This window comes from Myxococcus sp. AM010 (assembly GCF_013372585.1).
GTDB lineage: Bacteria > Myxococcota > Myxococcia > Myxococcales > Myxococcaceae > Myxococcus > Myxococcus vastator.
This window is the reverse complement of record NZ_JABXEO010000011.1, coordinates 70,854-92,154: the sequence shown is the minus strand read 5'-3', so window position 1 is coordinate 92,154 and position 21,301 is coordinate 70,854. Positions and strand designations below refer to the sequence as shown.

Below are 21,301 nucleotides of genomic sequence, written 5' to 3'. Positions count from 1 at the left end.
CAGCCGCCAGGACATCGGCAGGCAGGGGCCACATAGCAACCGCGTCTGACAATCTCCATGGTCCTACGAGACTATGGGAACCTTGCAGGTCTACTGCATTGCCGGCCTCTACCGCGCCCAGGACGGACTAACATGGCAGGCCGACGAGCAGCGCCGCGAACCGCAGGCCAGGTCGCCCCCGTGCCAAGCCCCCGGGGCATTCCGGCAGACCTACTTTACCATTCACTATCGCTTATGTATGAAGGCGGCCGGGCGGCTGCGGTGAGTACGTAGTTCACGGCGTCGCGAGGTCTCAGACCGACCGCGCCGATTCCGCAGCCGCCCACTGTCAGTTCGCCAGCCTCGCAACGGCGAACCCTGCCCCAAGCCCAGCAAGCAGGGCCACGACGGCGACCGTAAAGGACACGTCCCCGGCCTGCTGGCGTAGCGACTCGTTCTCGGCGCGCAGCCGCTCAATCTCCGACGCGGTTCGAATGCAGCGGCTCTCCGACAGCCAGCAGCCGCCCTCGACTTCGACGGCTGCCGTACCTCCATCCGGGAAGAGCTGAGCGCGCTCGACGCCGATGACTTCCGAGCCCGACGCGGGAACGGCGAGCAGCAAGGCCAGCACGAGCGCGCCGAGCTTCACTTGTCGCCCCGGGAGTCGAGTTGCTCCAGCACGGCAATCGCTGCGGCTTTCTCCGCGACCTGCCCAGCGGCAATCGCGCCCGCAAGCTCTGCGCGGGTAACGGCGGCGCTCCCGAACAGAATCCGCTTGATGATGGTGAAGCCACCAGCAGCCGTCAGGGCAACTTGCAGCGCCGTCAGCATCAGCGCCAGCGAGAACGGCGCCCCCGCAGCGAGCGCGTTCGCTACCGCTCCAGCGAGCGAGACGCCCAGCACGAGGACCGCGCCGCCCCTGTCGGTATTGAAGAACGGGATGAACCTGCCGCCGAACTTCCGCAGCAGATAGACGAGCACCACCACCACCAGGGCGGCGAGCAGCGCGTAGTTCCGGCTCGTCACGGCATCGAGAAGAAGGCGCGCGAACTCCTCGAACTGCTCGGGGTTCGGCCCGACTACACCAGCGTCAACCATGTTGCCTCCGGGTTAGAAGCCCAGCCGTTTCAGTTCGGCCGCGAGCTTCGGGTTTGCTGCACGCCACTTCGGCGACTGACGCTCGGCATCGAGGCGAGCCCACACGTCGCCGAGGGAACTCTGTTGGACCAGGGTGCGAAGCGGCTTGAGCTGATGCGCGCTCACGTACCCCGGCCACTGCACATGAGGGGAGTCGCCGAACCTGCCGCCCCATACGAGGCCCGCCTTCGTGGATTCCTCGCCCAGCACGCGGTAAGCCGACTTGCGCCAATCCGGTTGAACGCCAAGTCGCGGGCTCGCGTCGCAGACGAAGTCGAAGGCGAGCCCGTAGTTGTGCGCGGACAAACCTGCGGGTGATGCCTTGCCGCCCTTCCCCGCCAAGTACAGCCGCCGAAGCTCCGCCTGCTCCGGCAGGTCACGGAAGCCGTGCGTCGCGACGTAGCGAACGCCACGGGCCGCACAGCGCGCGATGACCACCAGGGACACCCCGACGAACGGCGGATAGACGCGGTCAAGCTCGACCCGCTCGAAGTTTGCATGGGTCATCACGAGCCCCGCCCGCCCGACTGAGTCATGCGAAGCAGCTCCAACTCGACGACCTGCTGAACCTGAGCCGGGAGCCCTCGGGTGAACTCGTCTCGCCACCGACGCAACGCGCCCAACTCCACCGCCACGGCGTTGATGCGCTCGTCCTGCCGCGCGACCTTCTCAACAAGGGCCCGAATCTCCCCGACCAGGGACTTCGCGGCCCAGGTGAGGACGCCGACGCCGGCCGTTCCAAGCAGGGAGCCGACTACGAGCTGCACGGACTGAGTCTCTTCTGCGGTCACGGCGCCACCGGAGCGAAAGGGTGCTCCCGGTAAATGCGTGTGACTTCTGAGAGTGGCCCAGTTCCCTCGGCACAAGCAGCAGTCGAAGACTGCGGCGCGCGAAGTCGAAGCTCAAGGTGAGGCTACATTTGCATACCCCATCGTGACTTCGACAAGCCCTTCATGAACCAAGGGAGTCAGATTAGGCTTCGCGCTGTCGTATTCCTACGAGTAAGCGCTAAGGAGAATTCGTACATGGCAGAGAAGATACGAAAACAGCATTACGTCTGGGAACACTATCTGACTGGCTGGGCAGTGGGGGGAAAGGTGTGGTGTCAGCGTGGCAAGAATCGATTTCAAACAAGCACAGAGAACATTGCCCAACGGCGCGACTTTTACAGGCTTCGGGAGATGAGCGAGCGAGATGTACTTCTGGTAAATCAGTACATTGACCAAATGGCCCCTCACTTGCAGGAAATGGCCAGAGGATGGATTCCCGTCTTTACTGATCTCTTTGAAATTAGAAAGCTGTATCGCGCGACTGGGCAGCAGGATGCCGAGCTCGAAAAAGAGCTAGATGTTGCGATCAACAATACAGAGGAGGATCTTCACTCATCAATCGAGAATGCGGCAGTACCGATCCTTGCGGCATTGCGGCAGGGAGACTTTTCAATACTTGATGACCAGGAGAGCTATGTGGATTTTGCGAGCTACATGGCGGCGCAGCATCTACGTACATATGCAATGGAAGCCAGGATGCTTCAAAATGCGAAAATGCTGGTTCAGCTCGGAGCCAACATGGAAGCCATTTGGGGAATTCTGCGCACCATTTCAGTCACAAGTGCAGGCTTTCACTTCTTTTCCGAGCATGATTCCACTCGGCTAACAATTCTAAATGCCTCACCCTCAAGTGAGTTCATCACTGGCGATCAGCCAATGCTGAATCTTCTTTCGGACGGCGTCACCCCACCTGCCAAACTTGAGCTCTACTATCCGCTTGCCCCTAGTCGAGCGTTGTTGATGGACTTCGGTCATTCAAAGGCAACAAGAGAGAGTAGGGCTCTGAGTATAGAAGAGGTTCAGATCTATAACCGGAGAATTGCAAAGTCTTCCGAAGGGCAGGTCTACGCGTCGAGCGAAGCAGCTCTTTCCGCGCTCACCCTCTGATAGTCTGAAGTTCTGACACTGCATGAGCGACCACGTAGCGCAAATGCCTCAATCTCGAGGCTTCAGATTATGGGCGAGTAGTCCCTGCACAACGAAGGTTCTCGCGACACGAACGGTGATCTTCATCACGTCGCCGAAGTCCCTTAGCTCGACACGCGCCACCCGTCCCGGAGCGACGCCATCAATCGTCTCACCGGGGCGAAGCGCGTCAGTACGCGTCCACCCGCGCTCAAACGTCCGCCAGCGATGGTCCGGCGTCACGACGACAGCGCGCCCATCCGTCATGGTGAGCGTGCAGCGCGCCGCCTGATGCCTGCTGACGTGCGTCACCTCGAAGATGCCTCCATCTCTCTCGTTCTCGTGCATGGTGAGCACCCGCATCCCAGGCCGGAGCATCTCGGCGGGCACTTCCGAACCATCGCTGAGCAACACCGGCTCCCAAGGCGCGACACAGGTTCCGTGCGTGCCCCCTCCCCCTCCACCGCCACCAGTCGGCGTTGATGCGGGCCCCGTCGCACTGCGCACCATGTTGACGCCGTAGTTGCTCGGCGGGAAGAACCACCGCTCGGCGCTGTAGCCGCTCGCGTTGTGGAGCCGCACCTTCAGGTAGAGCAGCTTGTTCGAAAGCGAGTCCCGCAGCCGGTTGAACTTGTCGCCATACATGAAGGTGAAGCCCGCGCTCGTCGCGTTGCTGGCGTCTCCGTCGACCGCGCCATTCTGATATTTGCGGTCCGCCAGCGGCACCGACGTCCCATAGAGCCACTGCGGCGGGTTGCTGTCGCTATATGCCCAGTAGAACCCCACCTCCATGAAGCGCAGCGCATCGAAGTTGTCGCTGACCGCTTGAGGCTGGATGACGGCATGGTAGTGCGCCCAGGTGAAGTTCGCCGCGCCACCAGCCGCCCCGGCAATCGCGTAGCCCTCAAGCACCTGGATGTTCAGCCGGTCGATGTTCGGCACGCCCTCGTTGTTTCCCCGGTAGTAGATGCGGCTTCCGGTGTCGGCGAGGGCCTGCACGGAACGGAAGAAGCCATCGCTCAGGTAGTAGCGCCCCACCTGGACGTTGTTCGAGGCCACTTTGAGCGTCGTTCCGACGTTGTCGAGCTTCGCCCCGGCCGTGGGGATGCCGCTGCCGTCCTCGGCGTAGTTGGACGTCTTCAGCGTGTTCGCCGCGAGCAAGTCGAAGGTAATCATCTTCCGCATGGAGACGGCATCGAAGTAGAGCCGCTTGCCCACGTCTGCCGCCGCCACCTGGGTTTCCCAGAAGAGTTGAACCCCCGTGCAACCGGCCGGGCACATCCCCTTCACCGTGACGCGTTGGTAGGACGTCCCCACCTGCCCCAGAAAGACGCTCGTGCCCTGCCCCGCGTAGACGCCGCTTCCGTCCTCCCACAGCAAATGAAGGCTGCCCATGCCCCCTACCGTGGCCGAAGACGCCTTGACGTAAACCTCGGCGAAGAACTCGTCCCCAGGGGAGCACTTGAGCCGCCCGCCCGGGGCTTCCGAGCCATAGCCGCCCGTCCAGCTCAGGCCCGGCCACGTCCCCGAGTCCACCAGTTCCACCCGGCGCACCCAGCGGCCCACCCGCGCGTTGACGGGGTCCTCGGCGAGCCTGTCACCGTCGGGCGTCTTCCCCAGCGCGCGCAGGCCCGCTTCGTTGTAGCCATTCGGGATGAGGTTGTCGGTCGGCGGGTACAGCAGGTGCTGGAAGCCGACGGCGGAGTCGCTCAGCGACGCGCCCTCGAGCTGCTTCGGCGTGACGGCGATTTGGGGCGAGGGGTCCCCCCGGTTGCCGAAGCTGTCCCGGGGCACCACGCGCACGAAGTAAGTCCCCCCCGGCATCAAGTCCGCCACGCCGAATACCGTCGTGTCGAACGTTCCACGCAGCGTGGGGCTGCTCGGCGTGAAGCCGCTCGACGTCGAAACGTGCAGCTCGTACCCCGCAGCAGCCGAGCCACTTGAAGCCGGGGTGAGGGACAGCGAGAAGCCATTCACCACCGCCGTCACGGTGATGCTGAGAGGCACGAGCGGCGGGGACGTGCGCGCGGGCTCGCCCAGGCCGGGACGCGTGTCCATCTCCAGCCACATGGAGATTCCGAAGGAGGGCTTCCCGCGCGTTGTCAGCGTAGTGCGCGCGTCCCCCTCTGCCGAGAAGACGTGGCGGAACCCGGTGACTGCCAGGTTCTGCGCGTCCGAGTAGTGAACGCCGTTGGGTAGGAACTGGTAGACGTCCCCCAGCTCCACCGGCAGGAAGAAGTCGACGTCGATTTCCTGGTCGGCGAGCGGCTCGCACAAGTCGGACAGGGCCGCTTCCGCCATCCTCCGCGCTTCAGCCTCGCTGTTGATGTTGCTCGAAGCGCCCTCGGCAATCTGCATGTAGCGCACGCCGTAGGTGTCCTGGCTCGCGACGTCCTCGACGACGACGCTCTTCGTCTTGGCCTGCCCGGTGACGTCCAAGTCCCCCGCGTCCGAGAAGACGACTTCCACCTTGTTCCGGACGTCCGTCCTGCTCACCACCAGCTTCGCGACGTCGCGGTAGTCGTCGGCGCCGAAGGTCCAGGCGAGCGGCGGATTCGTCCGGTTGGGCTCGGTGAACGTCAAAGCGAATGTCCCGCTCGACTCGCGCCAGCGGTAGCGCACCTCCCACCCAATCTGCTGAGCCAAGTCCCGCACAGCGTCGAGGACGCTCGCCTTCTTCTGCGCGTACTGACGAAGCTTCCACCCTGGCGACACCGGGGTATGGAGCACCACGCCCGTCCCGTTGTCCGTCAGGAGGGCCTGCATCACCGCTTCGACGGCAACTCCCTGGGCGTCGTCCCCGTAGGCCCGCTCAGCCTCAATGAAGGTGTCCTGGAGCCGTCCGCCCAAGTCGCGCCCACGGAAGACGAGCTGCTCTCCCGCGAAGTCGACTTCGTCGATGTCGCCATGAAACAGCGCGCGCCACTCCCCCTCGCTGGGCGACATGCCGAGGGGCGAAACCGCAGCCTCGACGGTGAACTCGCGTCCAGGCCGGATGAGCTGCCCGCTTGTGGCGTTCAGCTTTGAGTCGGCTCGGAGCGGGGCCACGCTGAAGAGTTCAATCTGCCGCTTGAGCGTCACCGTCGCGGCCGACACCGGCTGGTCAACGTCCTCGTCCACCTCGACAGCGTCGAGAAAGTCGCGGCCTTCAAGCTGGCTCAAGTTCCGCCACGTCCCCGCATCGTCGAGCACCGTCACCCGGACATGGGAAGCGTGCCCGGCAGGGCTCGTGAGCGCCGCCAACCCCTGAGACGACATGCTGCGCATGGATTCCTAAACCTCTCGCAAGGTGAATTCGAGCCGCTCGCCGATGACGCGCGCCCCTTCGTGGATGAACTCGACGAACTCGCCGTCCCGCACTTCGCCAAGCACCTTCGTCTCACCGACGGAGAAGGCCCCGCCCGCCGTCAGGTACGGCAACGCACTCCATGCGCGAGCCGAGTGCCACGCGGCCACTTCCGGAATCCACGCGTCCGGGGCGATGAACGGTAGGCCGACGACGTCGTCGAAGCGCCGCAGGTTGGAAGTCCCCGTCAGGGAGAGGGCGCCACCCGAGACAACCAGCCCGCCCGCAGTCACCGCAGGCGCCCCCTGACTCCACCGGCCCCCGTCGCTCCGGTTGAGGACCTGGCGCCAGACGCCTTCTGCCGCGTCGAACAGGTGGTGCAGCGTCGTCCAGCGGGGCCCAAGCTGCATCGCCCAGGAGCAAGACACCCCAATGGGAAGCTCAAAGCCGCCACCGAAGCGCGCGGCTTCAAAGAGGTCCCCAGACGCCGTCGACGGAGCAAGTCCCCGGCTCGTGAAGGTGTCGCCGTCGAACGCGAGTGCATGGCCGTCCCCGGCTATCAGCCCACGGAAGGCCAGCGCCTCGACGGACGACAGCGGCCCCGTCTTGAACTCCCACTCCTGGCGCGTCGCTCGGCGCCCAAGCCGGTAGACGCCGCTGAATGAGCGGGAGTCGGTGCCGATGCTCACCTGCCTGCGCCGTCCCTCGACGACGGGCACGGTGATGCCATTCAAGCTCAGGAAGGGCATCTCAATACCTCCCATTCAGCCACTCGCCATTGCCGCGACGCCTGCCCGCCTCGCGCTTCATCTCGACGTAGAGCTGCCGCACTGTCTCGGCCGGGTCATTCGCGGCCTGAATCACAATCTGCCCCACGCTGACGTTTCCGCCGCTCACCGGGACAGCCGGGCTCGACGTGACGGGCGATGCGCCATGCACTCCCTGCGACTGCCCGGAGATGGGGTCCTGCGCGTTGAATCGCGCGAGGGCCACCTTGATCCCGGAAGGAACGTTGGTGAGCGCCTCGGTCGCCTTCCTCGTGGCGTTGGCATTCTCCCACTGCGCGACAGCGGCGGCTGAGTTCGCGGCGGCTGACTCATAGGTCGTGTTTCGCAGCGTGTTCAGCGCCCCGTCGACCTGGTCCATCGGGACTTTCATGCTGTCGAGTCCCCGCGCCATTTTCTCGAAGGCGCCACCGACAAGCGGAATCTTACTGAGCGCGCGGAAGACGCCAGCGATGAAGCCGATGATGCCGTTCCACACCGTGCCGACGCCCTTCACGACGTAGAGGATGCCCATCGCCACGACGCGCATGACGGCGAAGAACGCCTTCATGATGGGGCCAGCGAGCAGCGACAGCGGCTGCGTCAGCGCGACGAGAATCTGTCCCAACACGGTGATGACTGGAGCGAGGCCCTGGAAGAGCGTGCCGAGCACCTCCAGCACCGGGGCAATCGCCTGGAGCGGCGCCAGCAACGTTTCGAGCACCGGAACGAGGGCGTCGAGCAGCGGCGCCACCATGTTGAAGGCGGACGCGAGGAGCGGGAGCACCGGGGCCAGCACGCGGCCGAGGGCATCGGCGACGAACTGGATGAAGCCCGCCGTCATCTGAATAAGCGTGGCGAACGTCGAGCTTTGCGCGAGCAGTTCGGCGACAACGGCGATGACGCCGCCCCACACACCGCCAACCGTCATCCCCTGCTCGAAGCGCTCGAACAGCTCGTAGAGTCCGCCCAGGGCCTGCGTGAATCGGCTCGTGAGCGTGCGCTTCGCTTCGTCAACAGCCCGCGCCAGCGCATCCGCGAACTCCCTCGCCTTCTTCCGGGCAACCTGCTCGATGACGGCCGCGACGTTGCCAACGCTCGCGAGGAACTCCTTCGCGTTGAAACTCCCGACTTGGACGCGGCCCGCTTCGATTTCCGGCCCGGAGGTCGGCTTGCGCAGCTTGCCCTTCGGCCCGCCGAGCACGTCGTCGAAGATGCCGCTGAACTTCTCACGGAGGAATGCCGCAGCGTCACCGCCAAGCAGCTTCACGCCATCAAAGGCGTAGCCCGCGCCATAGGAGACGTCCGCCCAAACGGAAGCGAAGCCGTCCTTCAGCTTGCCGAGGGCGCCGTCGGCGAAGCCCTTCAGCCCGCCGAGCAGCGCGTCGCCGTTCAGGTCCTTCAACCCTTCGAGCGAGGACGCGACGCCGTCGAGGTTGAGCGCGCGGGCCAGCGGCGCAGCCATGCGTGCCAGGTTGCGCACCACGAAGGCGAACGTTTCGAGCTGCCCGCGCGCCCACGCCCCGACAACGGCCCCAAGCCCTGCGAACGTCTCCCGGAAGAAGGCCACCGCGCGCCCAGCAACCTCGGTGACTCCCCGCCAAGCCGAAACGAGGGCATCGCGCATGCTGGTGCTGGCGTCGTTCCACGCCTTGTAAAGCGTGCCCGCCAACATGACGACGCCTGCAACGGCGAGCGCGACAGCGGCCAGCGGCGCCGCCACCAAGAGGACGCGAGCGGCGGCGTTACGGAACGCGGCTGTGAAGCGCGCGTCGACCTGATCAGCGCCCTTCGCGACTCTCTTCAGGTTGCCTTCAACAACGGGCGTCTCCCTGCCGACGAATGCGGAGAAGCGCACGACGGCCTTCCCTGCATTGCCCAGCGCCGGAACCACGAAGGCGTTGAAGCTCTCCGCGAGCTGCTTGACGGTGCCAGCGGCCACGCTGAGCGCACCTCCCGCCAGCCCCGCTGCGGTCCCCCAAAACAGGAAGCTGCCAATCCCTTCGGTGACGGAGGGCTCAAGGCGTTGGAACCACCCCAGCGCGCGTTCCAACCCAGCGGACAGCCGCTCAAGGTGGGGCAGGACGGCATGGCCAATCTCTGCGCCCAGGTTGGTGAAGACGAGCTTGATTCGCTCCATCCTGTCTGTGACGGACGAGTCGAATACAGCCGCCGCGCTCAACGCCCCATAGAGGCCCGCGCCGATAATCGCGCCGATTTCTCCAATCTTCGAGCCGAGCTGCCCAACCTTGTCGGCCGTCTGGGCGACGTCCGCGACGACGCGGCGCATGGACTTGGAGAACTCGCCGACGGCGGCAGTCACGACGACATACACGTCACCGACTTTGAGACCGCCGCCCGCCATGACTCTTCACCTCTTGCGCAAACGTCGAACGGACTGCTGCCCCGGCTGCGACACGCCAGGGGCCTGCTGGTTGGATGAGCGCCTTTCGAGTTCGTCAGCCTCTCTTCGCGCGTAGGCGACGAGCCCGACGACATCCTCGTAGGGCATTTCACGGACTGCGTCGGGCGGCAGCTTCAGGAGGGAGGCGACCCCGTAGAGCAGGCTCGCTTCGGGGTCGCTGTCTATTTTCCCCGCATCTTCTCTTCGCTGACGTTGAAGACGTCCGTCAGGTCCGCCGCCAGGTCCTCGAGCCACGTCTCGTCGAGCAGCTCGTCGATGTCGTTGACGGAGAACATCGGGCGGCCCGTCTCCGCGTCGTGCAGCACGCAGACGGCGATGCGCCCCAGCATCCGCGCCCCGGCCCGGTCGCCCGTCGGCTCGTTCTTCTCCGTCATCTCCCCGGCTTCGCGGGCCTGTTCAATCAGCCGTAGCCTGTCCCCCATCGTCGGCTTGATGATGTTCACCTTGACGCCGTCCACCTCCACCGACTTCAGGACGCGACGATTCTTCGCAAGCAGCTTGTGCTTGTTCGACATGGACTCTCCTCTTTCAGTTGAAACGAGACAGCTCAGGGCGTGCCGTAGCCCCAAGCGAAAGCGGCGCCGTCCTGTGACTGGAAGGCGAAGCCGAGGAACTTCACGGTGTGCTCGTACAGGGACCCGGGCGTCAGCTTGTGAGACAGCTCGGGCACCTTGACCCACGCGCGGAAGACTTGGGCCCCGGCTGCCTTACCCACCTCGATGAGCAGCAGAGTCCCTTCGGTTAGCGCTTCAGTCTCGCGCTCGGTGAGGGCCAGCCCCGTCAACTCCCCCGAGAAGTCCCGGAGCGACACCGAACGGCGCTTGTAGCCGTCCCCCATGACTTGCAGCTCGACGACGTCGTTCGTCACCGTCAGGGAGATGGAGCGCACGAGAGCGAGCTGCTGGACGGGCAACGCGTGGGCCGAGACGCGCACAAGGGCCGACGGGCCTGGAGCGCTCGCAAGGTGGACATCGCCGAAGAGCGGGTCGACGAAGGCTTCGGCAGGCTCCCAGGAGCCAGCATCCCCGCTGGGGGAAACCTCGACGAAGACGGGCACCCCCGGGCTGAGCCGCCGAAGCGCCGGGTTCGCGATGCGGAACTCGGTCCCCGTGAAGTCGGACGCGGGCACGGCTTCGGCTTCGAGGAACTCGGAGGGCTCGCCCGCGACGGACAGCGAGCCGACATGCGCAGCGATGACGGCCATCAGACGGCCACCGGGGCGCCATTGCCCAAGAGCTTGCAGGTGAACTCGACGACACCGCCCGGCGTGAGCTTCTCGTCGTAGCTGCTCACCACCATGGGGATGCGCTTGCCCTTGGAGCCCGCCGCAGCGCCGGGGTCGAAGATGAACGTCACGTAGACGGTGCTCCCGTCGTCGCGCGCCTCCCGCAGCACGGACTGCGGTGCGTCGCCCTCCATGAAGTGTCCCGACAGGTCGGCGCTGGTGTCCTTCAGCGTCTGGACGCGGGACTTGTAGCCCGAGCCTCCGAGGTAATTCGTCTCGACGAAGTCGCCCGTCTCGCTGAGCGACGCGTCCGTCAGGCCGTCGACGCGGTCCGCAGCCTGCGCGGCCGTCGCGTCCGAGCGCACGGACACACTGTCAAGGTGGGCAGCAACAGGGGTGGACATGCGAGTACCTACCGGCTCGGGAAGAGCCGCGAGAGAGTTGAAAGAATCTGGGCGGCAACCGCCTTGCGGAACTTCGCGCGCCCCCGTCGGGCGGGCCTGCGCAGGAAGTGGACCGGCGTGGCGAAACGTTGCTCGCCCCAGTGAAACCCTTCGTGGATGGCGCCCGCAGCGTCGTGGGCATAGCCAGCCGTCGCGCTGACACTCGCCTTCGCGTCATTCAGCTCCGGGCCATCGACGAAACCGGACGTGCTCAGCGGCGGCTTGCCGTCCGTGTCGCGCTCTCCCACCGGCACCAGGGCGCGGCTCGCCTGGAGCACCGTCGACGCGTGTTCGCGAGTCAGTGGGGCCAGGTCGGCGAGAACGGGCCGCTCTACCTTCCGCAGCTTGTCGAGCAACCTGAAATCAAGAGCAACTTTGAGTGGCATTGCCCCCGGTAAATGCGTGTGACTTTCGCCAGTGGCTCAAGCGCCCAAATCGACGAAGGAGGCATTCACGGTGAAGGTCCACCAGTGACGGTCGCTCCCGTCGGTGCCGATGTAGTTGGGGCTGCCTTCGTCCACCTCAATCAGCACGTAGGGCGCGGCACTGGCGAGATGCAGCACGTCGAGGGCCGCCAGCGCGAGCGCCTGTCCCTCCCGGAAGCTCTCTCGGGCGGAACGAACGCGAACCTGACTGGTAACGGTTCGGTACGTCTTGCGGCCCCCGCCGAGGTAGCTCTGCGGCGGGTCGCCTCCGGTTTGCAGGACGAAGCAAGCAACGTCCGGCACCGTGGCATCGTCGTCTTCGAGCGTCGGGCCGAGAAACAGGTTGGCCCCGGCGCTCAGCCCGAGGCCCCCAGCGGCGAGAATCGTCGCGAGGTCGGCAGCAGTGTCGCGGGCCATTAGAGCCAAACCTTCCGGTAGCGCAGGACGCCCGCCCCGTCGACGTGCTCGTCAACGGCGGCAGGGCGGCGGGCCTGGTTGAAATCGGTGATGTCGTCGCCCTTGAACCAAAGCCGGTGGCGCAGGGTGACAGGTGCTTCGGTGTAGACGACGAAGGACGCGACGAACTCAGCGCCGTTGGCGTCGCGAATCAGCTTTCGACTCGGCTGGATACGCGCGGGAGCATCCTGGATGGGCCCCAGCAGAGGAGTCCCCCAGGCGTCCCGGCCGATGACTTCGGCGTAGCTCACTCGCTGGCGGAAGAGAGAAGCGGGCCCGCTCATCAACTCGCCCTCCACAGGACGTGAGGCGCGACGAGCAGCTCGGCGCGGGGGCTCGCAAGCCGCTGGCCTGCACTCCGCTCCCGATAGCTCACGGACCAATCCCCGAGACTCTCGCTGGACACGTCGGAGTCACGCCCCCGCCCCCGGTAGAGCGCGCAGGCTTCGAGGATGGCGGCCTCTTCGACTTCGGCGGGCAGGGTAACGGAGCCCTGGGACGCGTCGAGGGCCACTTGCCCCGGCGTCACGTAGCCGCCCGTGTACGTCACCGCCAGCGCATCGGGACGCCCCTGCCGCATCTCGACGGTCAGGGTGACGAGCCCGCCAACACGCGCCGTCACGGGCCAGAGTCCAGCGAGGCGGTAGAGAAGCCCCCCCGCCGCGAGGTCCCCGGCAAGGGTGTAGGCGGTGGCGTCGAGCAGTTCGCCCCCTTCCGCCACGCTGAGGACTTCGACGAGCGGCGGGCGGCTCAGGAGGACGTAGGGGCGGCCGTAGCTGTCCGGGTACTCCGTCACCGTCGCCCGCTCAAAGGCCCGGCCGCACAGCCTCGCAATTGCACTGCTGGCGGAAGTGACGCAGCGCTCGACGCGCGAGTCGGAGGGCACGCCCAGGTCGGCGGCCACGGTGGCGGCAAGGCAGAGGTCAGTCGGGCGGGCCATGGAAAGGGCTCAGGAGGGCGTAGGAACGACGAATCGGAACCCCCGAGGTTAAAGAGGGAGCCCCGGCCCGTTTCGTGCTGCTATTGGGATTCAGGTAGCAAGGTCAGCTCCCACCCACGCATCTGGGGACTGCTCTAAGCAGGCTTCAGCACCGAAGGTTGAAGACAATTGACTGATCCGACATCATGTGGAGTTCATCTAGAGGTCCCATGTACGAAGACTCCTTCCGAATCATGCTCCCCGAGAAGGGGCGCGATAAACTTGTTGCTCAGCTCGAAGAATGGGCAAAGGTCTGGTGTCCAAGTATCTGGATCAAAGAGGACTTGGGGTGCGTTGATATCCCTAACAGCCCGGTGGGGTTCTGCAATGTACTCCACGCATACTGCTATTCACCGGAATGCTGGGATGCTGGCATTCAAGACTTCTTTGCGGACTGGGTAGCCCTTGAAGACATGCTGTCGGAATAATCATGCCTCGGCAGACTGAAATTCATTAGGTGGCCGGGATCTCGTCGGGGCCGCACAGAACGATCGTGCTGCTCGCGCCGATGGTCGGGCCGCTGCCCCCCGTGAGGGCCACCGTCTCGACGACTCGAAGGTAGCGCTGCGCCGTGGGGAGCCGGACGTTGACCCGGGCCACCGCGTTAGCCGTGGTCAGCGGCGCGATGGCGGCATCGGGCAGGTCCGTCCAACCGTTCTGGCCATCGGCGCTGTCCTGGAGCTTCGCGGCCAGCGACAGCGCCGTCGGGGCGCCCATAGCGGCCCCCGTGGAAGCCGTCAGCACGCAGGAGTCGAACCCGGAGCGGTCGACGGCCGCGCTGTTCCGCGTCCCCTCGCTCACAGCAGCGGGCACAGTCCCAGGGCGAATGCCGACGAGCACACCCGCGTCGGTGGAATTGGCGTTCATGGTGGGGCCTCTCAGGTGTAGGTGATGGAGCTGAACGCCTTCGGCTGGCGAACCTTGAAGTCGCCCTTCACGATGGCGCGAACCGTCGTCTCGTCGTACTCGGCCCGCGTGTCGTGCTCGGACAGAATCAGGTCCTCGTCGATGCCGTAGATGAACTGGCGCCAGTCCGCCGAGAAGGTGATGCGGGACACGGGGACGCGCGTCGTCATCACGAAGGGGAAGCCGCGAATCGTCCCCCGGTCGAGCATCTCCTGACGGAACACCCACACGCCGGAGTTCTGGAGCTGAAGCAGCGCCGTCGCCCGCGTCGGGTGAAGCACCCACGCCGCGCTGCCCATGCGGACATGCGCCGTCAGCGGCAGCTCGACGGCCTTGTCGATGTCGGCCAGGTAGGCCGCTGGCGTCGTCCCCGTCGAAGCGAAGGTGTGCGCGGCGTCGAGCTGAGCGAAGAGGCCCTTCGGTGCTGCCCCCGTCCCGTCCCCGTTGAAGCCCGCTTCGTCCAGGCCATCGGCCACCGTCGCCCGGATGTCCTCGCCGACGCCCGCGTCACCCACGCCCGGCGTGCGCAGCAAGTCGTTGCTGATGTCCGTCAGCACCATGCCCTTGTGCGCCTTGAGGACAATCTTCCCGTACTTCGGCGCGCTCTTCGGCACCGTCTCGCCCTCCCCTACCCACTTGAAGACGGACGTCCCGGTTTGCTTGCCCATGTGCAGCTCGCCCTTGAACGTCTGGGTGCGCACGCCCAGCTTGAGCATCGCCGCGTCGGGCCGGAGGAACTCAATCACTTCGCCGCTCTGCTGGACGGGAACCAGGACACCCGCCGAGTCGAACTTGCTGAGCTGAACGGCCTTCTGGACGTCCGCGTTGCCGAAGCGCTTCGCGGCGTCGACCAACTCGGCGGCTCCCGTGCGGCGTCCGGCCGCGATGACGCTCTTCGCGAAGCCGCCGAAGTTCTCCGCGCTCGCGTAGACGCCCGTCCCGCGCGGCGCGTTGCCCGGCTCAGCCAGGCCCGGGGCACTTCGAGCGGCGGCGTCCATCAGCTCTCGCGCGACCTCGGGGCCGAGCGCCTTCACCATCTGTGCGATTTGCTCGCGAGTCATTCCTTCACTCCTCGGATGTAGCCCTTGAATGCCTCGACGAAGCTCTTCGCGGCGTCGGCGGCGTTGAAACCCTTCGTCTCGTCTTCGTCCTCGTCGGGCTCGCTCTTCTGCTCGTCCTCGACGTCTTCCTCTTCCGTCGACTTCGATTCGTCCTCGACGTCTTCTTCGTCGGGCTCGCTCTTCTGCTCGTCCTCGACGTCTTCGTCCGTCGACTTCGCTTCGGCCCGTGCGTCGAGCAGTTCGACAACGCGCGTTGCAATGCGTTCAACGAGGTCGTCGGGCGCTTCGTCCAGGGACTTCGAGCGCACGGCCCGCGCGTTCCCCGGAATCGTCACGATGGAGACTTCGAGCAGTTCCTGAGCGTCGCAGTCGTAACCGCCGCGCTCGTTCTGCCGGTACTGGCCAGGGAGCATGAGGTAACGGACGGAGACGGCATTCAGGATGCCCTTTGAAACCTTGCGTTCGACCTTCTTCGCGAACTCGTCTTCGTCGTCGAATTCGATGTCCACCATCAGGGCGTCGCCCTCGACGTAGACACGCCCCTTCCCAATGGGCAACTGCGGCTCGGCGCCCGTCATCGCGGCGCTCGCCCCGTCGTCGTGGTTGTAGAGGACGACGCCATTCGCGTTGTAGCCGTCCACCCGCCAGCCTTTGACGTTCAGCCGGTCCGAGTAGCGGTCGAAGTCGCCGTCACTCGCTTTGAACTTGAAGACGCGCCGTCCACCAACGGACTCGACGGCGCTCAACGTCGCCGCGTCCTTTCGGACGGCGCTCAGCCGCAGGGAGCGTGTAATGGTTCCAGGCATGCACCCGGTAAATGCGTGCGACTTCCGCGAGTGGCTCAACCGTCCTTCTTCGCCTCGGCATTCGCTTCCGCCGAGCTGCCCTCGACGGGCGTCGGCGTCTGGCCCGGCTCGTTGGGCTTCTGGCCGGGAAGCAGCTCGGCGAAGCCCTGGCGCTCCGCGTGCGGCTTGAATCCCGCTTCGGCTCGCCACTCGTCGAAGGTGAAGGCGCTCGGGAGCAAGCCCATAATCCGCAGCCGGTGCTCCCGGTCGGCCGGCACAGGCGAGTCGTAGGAGAGAAGCACGTCGTCTTCGAAGCGGGGCGCCAGGTGCTTCTGCATCGACGCCAGGAAGACTTCGGCGCGTGGCTTCGTCGCCTGCTCGGCAAGGTGCTCGCGCGCCGCGTAGCTCGTCGCCTTGTTGCTGCTCGTCACGTCGCCCACAATCTCCGGGGGCACCCGGTACACCATCCGCACGAAGTCCATGAGGAAGCGGCGCAGGTCGACGAGCTGCATGTCGCGGAAGGGCGTGTCGAGTCGGGCAAACGTCGTCCGGCCGCTCGTAATCATCACCCGGCCTGCGTTGGCGGGGCCCCCGTACTCCCGCGCGAGCGACTCTTTGAAGGCCCTCGCGGGCCCGGCCTGCGACTCGTTGAAGCCCTCAATCGCGATGACGGCCCCCGGGAGCATGTTGTTGAAGAAGGCGTTCTTCGTGAAGCGCGCCGCGTGCTCGTCCGTGTCGACTTCGTCGCCCAGGGCGTAGGCGATGCCGATGCCACGGCCGAGCGGGTCAGCCGGATTCAGGCGCTTCACGTAGATGACGCTCGACGCGGGCAGGAGGAACGTCCGTCCGCCAGCGGCCACCGTGTAGGTGCGCTCCGACTTCGGCTTGCTCAGGTCCGGAAGCGCGAGGACGCAATCAGGCGGCACCGGCCACAGGCCCACGGGCACGCCCGCCAGCTCTTCCACGACGGCGAAGAACTCGCCAGTCAGGTCGTAGTGCAGACAGAAGAGCTTCGCGAAGTCGCGGCCCGTCATGTAGTCGTTCGGGTCCGCCAGCAGCCGCAACAGCGGATGGTCGGGCAGCTCCACCGCGTCCCCCGTCTCGACGAGCGACTTCAACCGCTCCCGGCGCACGTCGCCACAGGCCCGCCGCAGCGACACGTCGACGAGTGTCTTCCGCGTCGTGGGGTCCTGCCGCGTGAAGGCCCGCCACGTCACATCCGCGAAGGCATCGCCCACCGTGTCGACGATTGTGCCGAGCCACGGCATCTCGGCGTAGGCCGCGAGCAGCGCAGGCACCTCGCGACGCGGCGGGGCCGAAGCCCAGCGGCTCAGCTCCAGCCCCGTCCCCTTGCGCTTGCTGCCCCCGCGAAACGCGGCACGCATCCTGTCCAGCATCCCCATGGAAAACCTCACACCGCGAAGAACTGTTCGACGAAGACAAGGTCGTGAACGCCCCAACAGAAGGCGTCGGCCCTGTCGTCGCGGCGCCCGTTGATGCCGGTGAACTTGCTGAGCTGCGCTTCGAGCTTCGGGAACGTCCCGACGAACTCGACGCGGCCCGCTTCGGCCAGGGCGGACACCGGCTCGGCGCGCTTGCTCTTCGCGCTCGTCGCCCGCACGGGCTTCACGTTGACGCTGACGCCCATCTCGCCCGCGACGGTGCTGATGAGCGTTTCCACCATCTCCCCGCCCGTGTTCACCTCGACGACGAGCGCGTCACACCCCCATTCGAGATAGGCCCGAATGGCCGTCGTCGCCCACTCGCGGGGACTGGCCCGGCGCGACAGGTCGGCCAACACCGAAACGCGCTTGAGCGGCACCCCGTCGGCCCCGAAGAGCACGCTCGACTTGCACCCCTGAACGATGATGCCCGTTTCGTCCGAGCCGGTTTCGCTCGTCGGGCTCGGGTCCACGCTGACGATGCGCCTGTCGAGCTGCTGCGCGTACTCGTGCGGGTCGGCCTCCACGCGCCCCCACTTCGCCGAGCCGAAGATGGCCCCAGGCACGTCGAAGAGCAGGCGGCCGAGAACCTCTTGCTGTCCCCAGCGGGTGTTCGCCAGCGCCCGCATGTTGGCCACGGCCGACGGCGCCAGGTTCGCCGAGTTGCTCAGCGACGAGCCAGTGCGAAGCACCACGCCCGGCTTGAGCTCCTGCGTCTCCGCGTTCGCGAAGAGCAGCTCTTCAATCTTCTTCAGGGGGCGCGGCGTCCCGGTGAGGAGGAGCTGCGGCGGGTCCTCGCGCGAGCCGATGCGCAGCACCAGCGGAAGCTGGTCCACCGCCGCCATGTCGTGTTTCCAGGACGCCGGTTCATCACCCCACCCCCACCCGGCATTCGGCCCGCGCAGCCGGTCGGGCTTATCCGCCGAGTAGCAGATGGCATAGACGCCGTTGGGCCACGTCACCCGGCGCTTGCTGGGCTCGTACTTGGGGGTAAACCAGGGGGGCGACAGGGCGAGGATGCCGGATGCGCCGCGAATCATGGTGTCGCGCACGTCCGCAGCCGTCGGGCCGATGAGGGCCCCGACGCTCTTCGCCTGCCACGCCTTCTTGATGACCCAGCGCGCGCCGCACCACGTCTTCCCGAAGCCGCGCCCGGCCATGACGAAGCACGTCGAGAATCTGTCCGGGGGCGCCTGCTCGCGACGCGCCCAGAAGTCCAAGTCATAGACGAGCAGCTCGACTTCCTTGTCGTCGAGCCCGCCGAAGAGCTTCGCGAGCTGAGCGCGGGAACCGGCCGTCAGGACCATCCGCGACGCGGGCGACTCGTGCGGGGCGAGCCCCTCGGCGAACTTCCCCCAGGCGCCCTTCGCCAGAAGGCTACGCATCGCCCGCCCCCTTGTCCTCGGGCTGCTCGGACGGCGCGGCGTCGGCAGGGGCGGACGCGAACGGCTCGTCCGGGAGGAACTTCCCCAGCCGGTCAATCAGCAGCTCGCGCAGGGCGGCAGTGTCGGCGGCCTGGTCCTCGGGGCTCTTCGCCTCGACGTTGTCGCGTCGCCCGTACAGCTCTGGGAAGCGGCGGCTCAAGAGCCACTGGACATGCTTGGGGTTCGTCGTCGACGCGGCCTGGAGCGTCTCCGTTGCCCCCTGCATGAACTCCGCTTCGGCCCGGTTCACCGCGACGAAGAACTCGCGGTAGAGCCCGCGCGCCTCGCTCGCGCCCCGGTGGAACCAGCGGGAGACGGTCTGCTCGTCGACGCCCACGAGGCCCGCAGCCGCTCGACGGAAGAGGCCCGAGCGCAAGTGCTCGCAAATCTGCTGTTGAAGCTCAGGAGTGAGTTTGGTCGGTCTTGCCACACCCGGTAAATGCGTGCGGTTTCGCGAAGTTTTTCGGGGGAGCGCTCAACAAAACGCATCGACCCCACGGTTTTTCTCAGAATTTTTCGAAAGTGTGGGGCCGCCGAGCAAGCCAGGATTCCACCGCAGACAGAAAATCCGAGCCGGGGGGACTGAGAATTCCACCCACATTAAAACTCGCCACCATCCCACCCAGGCACACATCTAGTTAAACTAGAAAGCGATAGACCCGGCTAGGTAGGCTCCTACCCTTCCGCATACCCGACGTCACACTACAACCGATGCCCAAATCTTCAATTGCGTCCCCAAGAAATCCGCCTCTTTTCATTAGCCACGCGGCCGCAGACAAAACCCTTGTCAACATATTCACCGAAACAATACTCATAAGCGGGATCGGCATTCCACGAGAGACCATCTTCAACACGTCAGCCATATCAAGCCCCATACCCGCTGGCTCAAACTTCAGCGAAGAAATTCGCAAAGCTCTCCTCTCCGCACGCTTCGTTGTGGCACTCGTCACCCCGAACTACCAGGAACGTCCATTTGCAATGGCTGAGCTTGGCGCAGCCTGGGCGAACGGAACAGTAGTCCCCATAGTCATTCCACCCCTTGACTTCGGAACTACCGCCGGAGTCCTTAAAGGCACCCAGTGCCTCGCAATCAACAGCAAAGACAACCTATCATCTCTCTATGATCGACTGACCGGCACCCAGAAAAACAAAAAGCCGTGGTTCACACCCGCAGGGCACCGTCATTTCGAAGGGCAGCGCGACCACTTCCTAAACGAACTGCTGCCTAAACAACTCAAGGCCAAGGTCAAGGCCAAGAAGCCCGCTCCGTCCCCCGTCACAAAGCCATCTCCCGCCAAATCTCTTGAGGACGAAAAACAAGAGTTTGATCGACTGCTCGCAGACGTCCGCAAAGCCCTCGCCAAGGTCCCATTGGTCGTTCGCATCGCATTCATGGCCAAGACAATCGAAAGGGTCTACCTCACCTCGCCTGAAAACAAAGCAGAAGTTAGCGACGCACAGCTTCGTGGCTACATCAAAATCTCCCCTCCCTCACCAGAAATTTCAAGAAACACAGACGAACAAGAAATCACCCCCACCCAGACGACCCAGCAAAACAGAGACATCCAATCAAATATCAACAAACTTGGAGAATTCCTCACAACAGCCAGCCCGAGTTTCCATCTCCATCACGAAGAGAACAGCGGCTATGCTGCCAACTCACAGCTCCCGAAGTTTTGGGCAAAAAACGATCTCCTCTCCGAGCCAGACAAAGCAAAAGTCCGCAAGATGCTTCCAAAATAAACATCGACACACTGCTCACCGCCCTGCGACTCACCAGAAAGCAAGCTTTACAATTTGCCAGGAACGAGCATCGCGCGCAGTTCTTCTAATACCCGCGCGAGCATCCGGTCGATGCGGCTCTTTGGTGCTTTCCACGCCTCCGCAATAGAGCGCACCGACTGCGCCGGGCGGTTGAGGCCGTAGACGCGTGAGACAAGTTCGCGCTGCTCAGGGGCCAGCCGCCGCACGGCCTCGAACACCAGCGCTCGCCGCTCGGCAGCAATCAGGGCCAGCTCGGGACTCTCAGCGTCGGCGTCCCGGCCCGACAGCTCGCGGAGTGCGGCTTCCAACTCGTCGACCACGTCATCGTCATCCCGGTAGCCGTCCGAGAAATGAGACGGAATGTCCATGCTGTGGATGAGAATGGTGTTGCCTCGGGTGACAGTGCTTGAACGCACAGTGCGCCCCTTGTGCTCTCCGTCGCTCACATGGACGTCGCTCGCGTGGAGTCGCACGAACTGCGCACAAGCCGCCTTTGCTCGGAAGTAGGCGACTTCTCCGAAAGACTGGTTTCCCCTCGTCGCGTCGTAACTCGCGATGGTGCGAAGGACGGCAATCGTGGCGACCTGAGCCAAGTCCTCGGGGGACAACGTGCCAGCAAACGGCAGGCTCCTCGCGACGACGCAGCGGATGACTGGACGAACGGACGCGAGCAACTCAGCCGAGAGGCGCCGCTCAAGCGCGGCATCGGTGCTCTGCCGGGCGCGCATGATGCGCGAAACAAGATGGGACTGCTGCGCGGCTTGCGGGGTGCTCCCGTACCCTGCGCGGCCCCTGTGACAAATGGGCGCGTGAGACATCGCCCGCCCGTCAGCATGCCGCATGCC

At 65.2% G+C, this 21,301-nt stretch carries 23 protein-coding genes; 2 read left to right on the top strand and 21 right to left on the bottom strand.

The features are described from left to right. Window positions 1-328 precede the first annotated feature (328 nt). Genes HV826_RS08710 through HV826_RS08695 form a run of 4 tightly spaced genes read right to left on the bottom strand, consistent with a single transcriptional unit; the run spans window position 329 to window position 1,883 of the window. A complete protein-coding gene (locus HV826_RS08710) occupies window positions 329-628 on the bottom strand; it encodes a hypothetical protein (RefSeq protein WP_176416533.1) in 300 nt (99 codons plus the stop codon). After that, complete coding sequence (locus HV826_RS08705) at window positions 625-1,077, bottom strand: hypothetical protein (protein ID WP_176416532.1); 453 nt, start codon at window positions 1,075-1,077, stop codon at window positions 625-627. The genes HV826_RS08710 and HV826_RS08705 overlap by 4 nt, the downstream gene beginning before the upstream one ends. A 12-nt stretch (window positions 1,078-1,089) precedes the next feature. Further along, window positions 1,090-1,623, bottom strand: a complete 534-nt coding sequence (locus tag HV826_RS08700; protein ID WP_176416572.1) for a M15 family metallopeptidase — start codon at window positions 1,621-1,623, stop codon at window positions 1,090-1,092. Beyond that, window positions 1,623-1,883 carry a hypothetical protein gene (locus HV826_RS08695; protein WP_163786528.1) on the bottom strand — a complete coding sequence of 87 codons (261 nt, stop codon included), beginning with the start codon at window positions 1,881-1,883 and terminating at the stop codon, window positions 1,623-1,625. The genes HV826_RS08700 and HV826_RS08695 overlap by 1 nt, the downstream gene beginning before the upstream one ends. 258 nt (window positions 1,884-2,141) lie before the next feature. On the opposite strand from HV826_RS08695, the gene HV826_RS08690 reads away from it, so the two are divergent. Then, the gene (locus tag HV826_RS08690; protein WP_176416531.1) at window positions 2,142-3,053 is read left to right on the top strand and encodes a DUF4238 domain-containing protein; all 912 of its coding nucleotides are present in this window, start codon (window positions 2,142-2,144) and stop codon (window positions 3,051-3,053) included. Between the two features lie 48 nt (window positions 3,054-3,101). On the opposite strand, the gene HV826_RS08685 is transcribed toward HV826_RS08690, so the two are convergent. The 16 genes from HV826_RS08685 to HV826_RS08610 all read right to left on the bottom strand — a co-directional run bounded on the left by HV826_RS08685 (window position 3,102) and on the right by HV826_RS08610 (window position 19,029). Beyond that, complete coding sequence (locus tag HV826_RS08685) at window positions 3,102-6,338, bottom strand: Hint domain-containing protein (protein ID WP_176416530.1); 3,237 nt, start codon at window positions 6,336-6,338, stop codon at window positions 3,102-3,104. Between the two features lie 6 nt (window positions 6,339-6,344). Continuing rightward, window positions 6,345-7,106: a hypothetical protein gene (locus HV826_RS08680; protein ID WP_176416529.1), complete on the bottom strand. Its 762-nt coding sequence runs from the start codon at window positions 7,104-7,106 to the stop codon at window positions 6,345-6,347. Between the two features lies 1 nt (window position 7,107). Next, window positions 7,108-9,486, bottom strand: a complete 2,379-nt coding sequence (locus HV826_RS08675) for a phage tail protein (RefSeq protein ID WP_176416528.1) — start codon at window positions 9,484-9,486, stop codon at window positions 7,108-7,110. Between the two features lie 221 nt (window positions 9,487-9,707). Then, entirely contained in the window at window positions 9,708-10,061 is a 354-nt protein-coding gene (locus tag HV826_RS08670; RefSeq protein ID WP_176416527.1) for a phage tail protein, read from the bottom strand. A gap of 32 nt (window positions 10,062-10,093) precedes the next feature. After that, window positions 10,094-10,750: a hypothetical protein gene (locus HV826_RS08665; RefSeq protein ID WP_176416526.1), complete on the bottom strand. Its 657-nt coding sequence runs from the start codon at window positions 10,748-10,750 to the stop codon at window positions 10,094-10,096. After that, a complete protein-coding gene (locus HV826_RS08660) occupies window positions 10,750-11,175 on the bottom strand; it encodes a phage tail tube protein (RefSeq protein WP_176416525.1) in 426 nt (141 codons plus the stop codon). The genes HV826_RS08665 and HV826_RS08660 overlap by 1 nt, the downstream gene beginning before the upstream one ends. A gap of 8 nt (window positions 11,176-11,183) precedes the next feature. After that, window positions 11,184-11,570 (bottom strand): hypothetical protein, encoded by a 387-nt coding sequence (locus tag HV826_RS08655; protein WP_255217109.1) that lies wholly within the window; start codon window positions 11,568-11,570, stop codon window positions 11,184-11,186. A 66-nt stretch (window positions 11,571-11,636) separates the two neighbouring features. Further along, entirely contained in the window at window positions 11,637-12,056 is a 420-nt protein-coding gene (locus HV826_RS08650; RefSeq protein ID WP_176416523.1) for a minor capsid protein, read from the bottom strand. Next, window positions 12,056-12,379, bottom strand: a complete 324-nt coding sequence (locus HV826_RS08645; RefSeq protein ID WP_176416522.1) for a hypothetical protein — start codon at window positions 12,377-12,379, stop codon at window positions 12,056-12,058. The genes HV826_RS08650 and HV826_RS08645 overlap by 1 nt, the downstream gene beginning before the upstream one ends. After that, complete coding sequence (locus tag HV826_RS08640; RefSeq protein WP_176416521.1) at window positions 12,379-13,035, bottom strand: hypothetical protein; 657 nt, start codon at window positions 13,033-13,035, stop codon at window positions 12,379-12,381. Before HV826_RS08640 ends, HV826_RS08645 begins: the two co-directional genes overlap by 1 nt. A 492-nt stretch (window positions 13,036-13,527) precedes the next feature. Beyond that, complete coding sequence (locus HV826_RS08635) at window positions 13,528-13,941, bottom strand: hypothetical protein (protein ID WP_176416520.1); 414 nt, start codon at window positions 13,939-13,941, stop codon at window positions 13,528-13,530. A gap of 11 nt (window positions 13,942-13,952) precedes the next feature. Beyond that, entirely contained in the window at window positions 13,953-15,041 is a 1,089-nt protein-coding gene (locus tag HV826_RS08630; protein ID WP_176416519.1) for a phage major capsid protein, read from the bottom strand. Next, complete coding sequence (locus HV826_RS08625) at window positions 15,038-15,847, bottom strand: HK97 family phage prohead protease (RefSeq protein WP_176416571.1); 810 nt, start codon at window positions 15,845-15,847, stop codon at window positions 15,038-15,040. Before HV826_RS08625 ends, HV826_RS08630 begins: the two co-directional genes overlap by 4 nt. 35 nt (window positions 15,848-15,882) lie before the next feature. Then, window positions 15,883-17,211, bottom strand: a complete 1,329-nt coding sequence (locus HV826_RS08620) for a phage portal protein (protein WP_176416518.1) — start codon at window positions 17,209-17,211, stop codon at window positions 15,883-15,885. A gap of 26 nt (window positions 17,212-17,237) precedes the next feature. After that, entirely contained in the window at window positions 17,238-18,653 is a 1,416-nt protein-coding gene (locus tag HV826_RS08615; protein WP_176416517.1) for a terminase large subunit domain-containing protein, read from the bottom strand. Next, window positions 18,646-19,029 (bottom strand): hypothetical protein, encoded by a 384-nt coding sequence (locus HV826_RS08610; RefSeq protein ID WP_368670875.1) that lies wholly within the window; start codon window positions 19,027-19,029, stop codon window positions 18,646-18,648. The genes HV826_RS08615 and HV826_RS08610 overlap by 8 nt, the downstream gene beginning before the upstream one ends. Window positions 19,030-19,403: 374 nt before the next feature. Here HV826_RS08610 and HV826_RS08605 point away from each other — a divergent pair, with 374 nt between their 5' ends. Further along, window positions 19,404-20,435, top strand: a complete 1,032-nt coding sequence (locus HV826_RS08605) for a toll/interleukin-1 receptor domain-containing protein (protein WP_176416515.1) — start codon at window positions 19,404-19,406, stop codon at window positions 20,433-20,435. 47 nt (window positions 20,436-20,482) lie between these two features. Here the strand turns inward: HV826_RS08605 and HV826_RS08600 are convergent, their stop codons facing one another. Next, the gene (locus tag HV826_RS08600; protein WP_255217107.1) at window positions 20,483-21,184 is read right to left on the bottom strand and encodes a sigma-70 family RNA polymerase sigma factor; all 702 of its coding nucleotides are present in this window, start codon (window positions 21,182-21,184) and stop codon (window positions 20,483-20,485) included. Between the last annotated feature and the right edge of the window lie 117 nt (window positions 21,185-21,301).

What these genes read in the sequence shown, in the direction of transcription:
- HV826_RS08690 (WP_176416531.1), top strand. Translation starts at nt 2,142, where the DNA reads ATGGCAGAGAAGATACGAAAACAGCATTACGTCTGGGAACACTATCTG.
- HV826_RS08605 (WP_176416515.1), top strand. Translation starts at nt 19,404, where the DNA reads ATGCCCAAATCTTCAATTGCGTCCCCAAGAAATCCGCCTCTTTTCATT.
- HV826_RS08630 (WP_176416519.1), bottom strand. Translation starts at nt 15,041, where the DNA reads ATGACTCGCGAGCAAATCGCACAGATGGTGAAGGCGCTCGGCCCCGAG.
- HV826_RS08685 (WP_176416530.1), bottom strand. Translation starts at nt 6,338, where the DNA reads ATGCGCAGCATGTCGTCTCAGGGGTTGGCGGCGCTCACGAGCCCTGCC.
- HV826_RS08660 (WP_176416525.1), bottom strand. Translation starts at nt 11,175, where the DNA reads ATGTCCACCCCTGTTGCTGCCCACCTTGACAGTGTGTCCGTGCGCTCG.
- HV826_RS08665 (WP_176416526.1), bottom strand. Translation starts at nt 10,750, where the DNA reads ATGGCCGTCATCGCTGCGCATGTCGGCTCGCTGTCCGTCGCGGGCGAG.
- HV826_RS08600 (WP_255217107.1), bottom strand. Translation starts at nt 21,184, where the DNA reads ATGCGCGCCCGGCAGAGCACCGATGCCGCGCTTGAGCGGCGCCTCTCG.
- HV826_RS08675 (WP_176416528.1), bottom strand. Translation starts at nt 9,486, where the DNA reads ATGGCGGGCGGCGGTCTCAAAGTCGGTGACGTGTATGTCGTCGTGACT.
- HV826_RS08640 (WP_176416521.1), bottom strand. Translation starts at nt 13,035, where the DNA reads ATGGCCCGCCCGACTGACCTCTGCCTTGCCGCCACCGTGGCCGCCGAC.
- HV826_RS08705 (WP_176416532.1), bottom strand. Translation starts at nt 1,077, where the DNA reads ATGGTTGACGCTGGTGTAGTCGGGCCGAACCCCGAGCAGTTCGAGGAG.
- HV826_RS08700 (WP_176416572.1), bottom strand. Translation starts at nt 1,623, where the DNA reads ATGACCCATGCAAACTTCGAGCGGGTCGAGCTTGACCGCGTCTATCCG.
- HV826_RS08680 (WP_176416529.1), bottom strand. Translation starts at nt 7,106, where the DNA reads ATGCCCTTCCTGAGCTTGAATGGCATCACCGTGCCCGTCGTCGAGGGA.
- HV826_RS08635 (WP_176416520.1), bottom strand. Translation starts at nt 13,941, where the DNA reads ATGAACGCCAATTCCACCGACGCGGGTGTGCTCGTCGGCATTCGCCCT.
- HV826_RS08620 (WP_176416518.1), bottom strand. Translation starts at nt 17,211, where the DNA reads ATGCGTGCCGCGTTTCGCGGGGGCAGCAAGCGCAAGGGGACGGGGCTG.
- HV826_RS08650 (WP_176416523.1), bottom strand. Translation starts at nt 12,056, where the DNA reads ATGGCCCGCGACACTGCTGCCGACCTCGCGACGATTCTCGCCGCTGGG.
- HV826_RS08615 (WP_176416517.1), bottom strand. Translation starts at nt 18,653, where the DNA reads ATGCGTAGCCTTCTGGCGAAGGGCGCCTGGGGGAAGTTCGCCGAGGGG.
- HV826_RS08645 (WP_176416522.1), bottom strand. Translation starts at nt 12,379, where the DNA reads ATGAGCGGGCCCGCTTCTCTCTTCCGCCAGCGAGTGAGCTACGCCGAA.
- HV826_RS08625 (WP_176416571.1), bottom strand. Translation starts at nt 15,847, where the DNA reads ATGCCTGGAACCATTACACGCTCCCTGCGGCTGAGCGCCGTCCGAAAG.
- HV826_RS08670 (WP_176416527.1), bottom strand. Translation starts at nt 10,061, where the DNA reads ATGTCGAACAAGCACAAGCTGCTTGCGAAGAATCGTCGCGTCCTGAAG.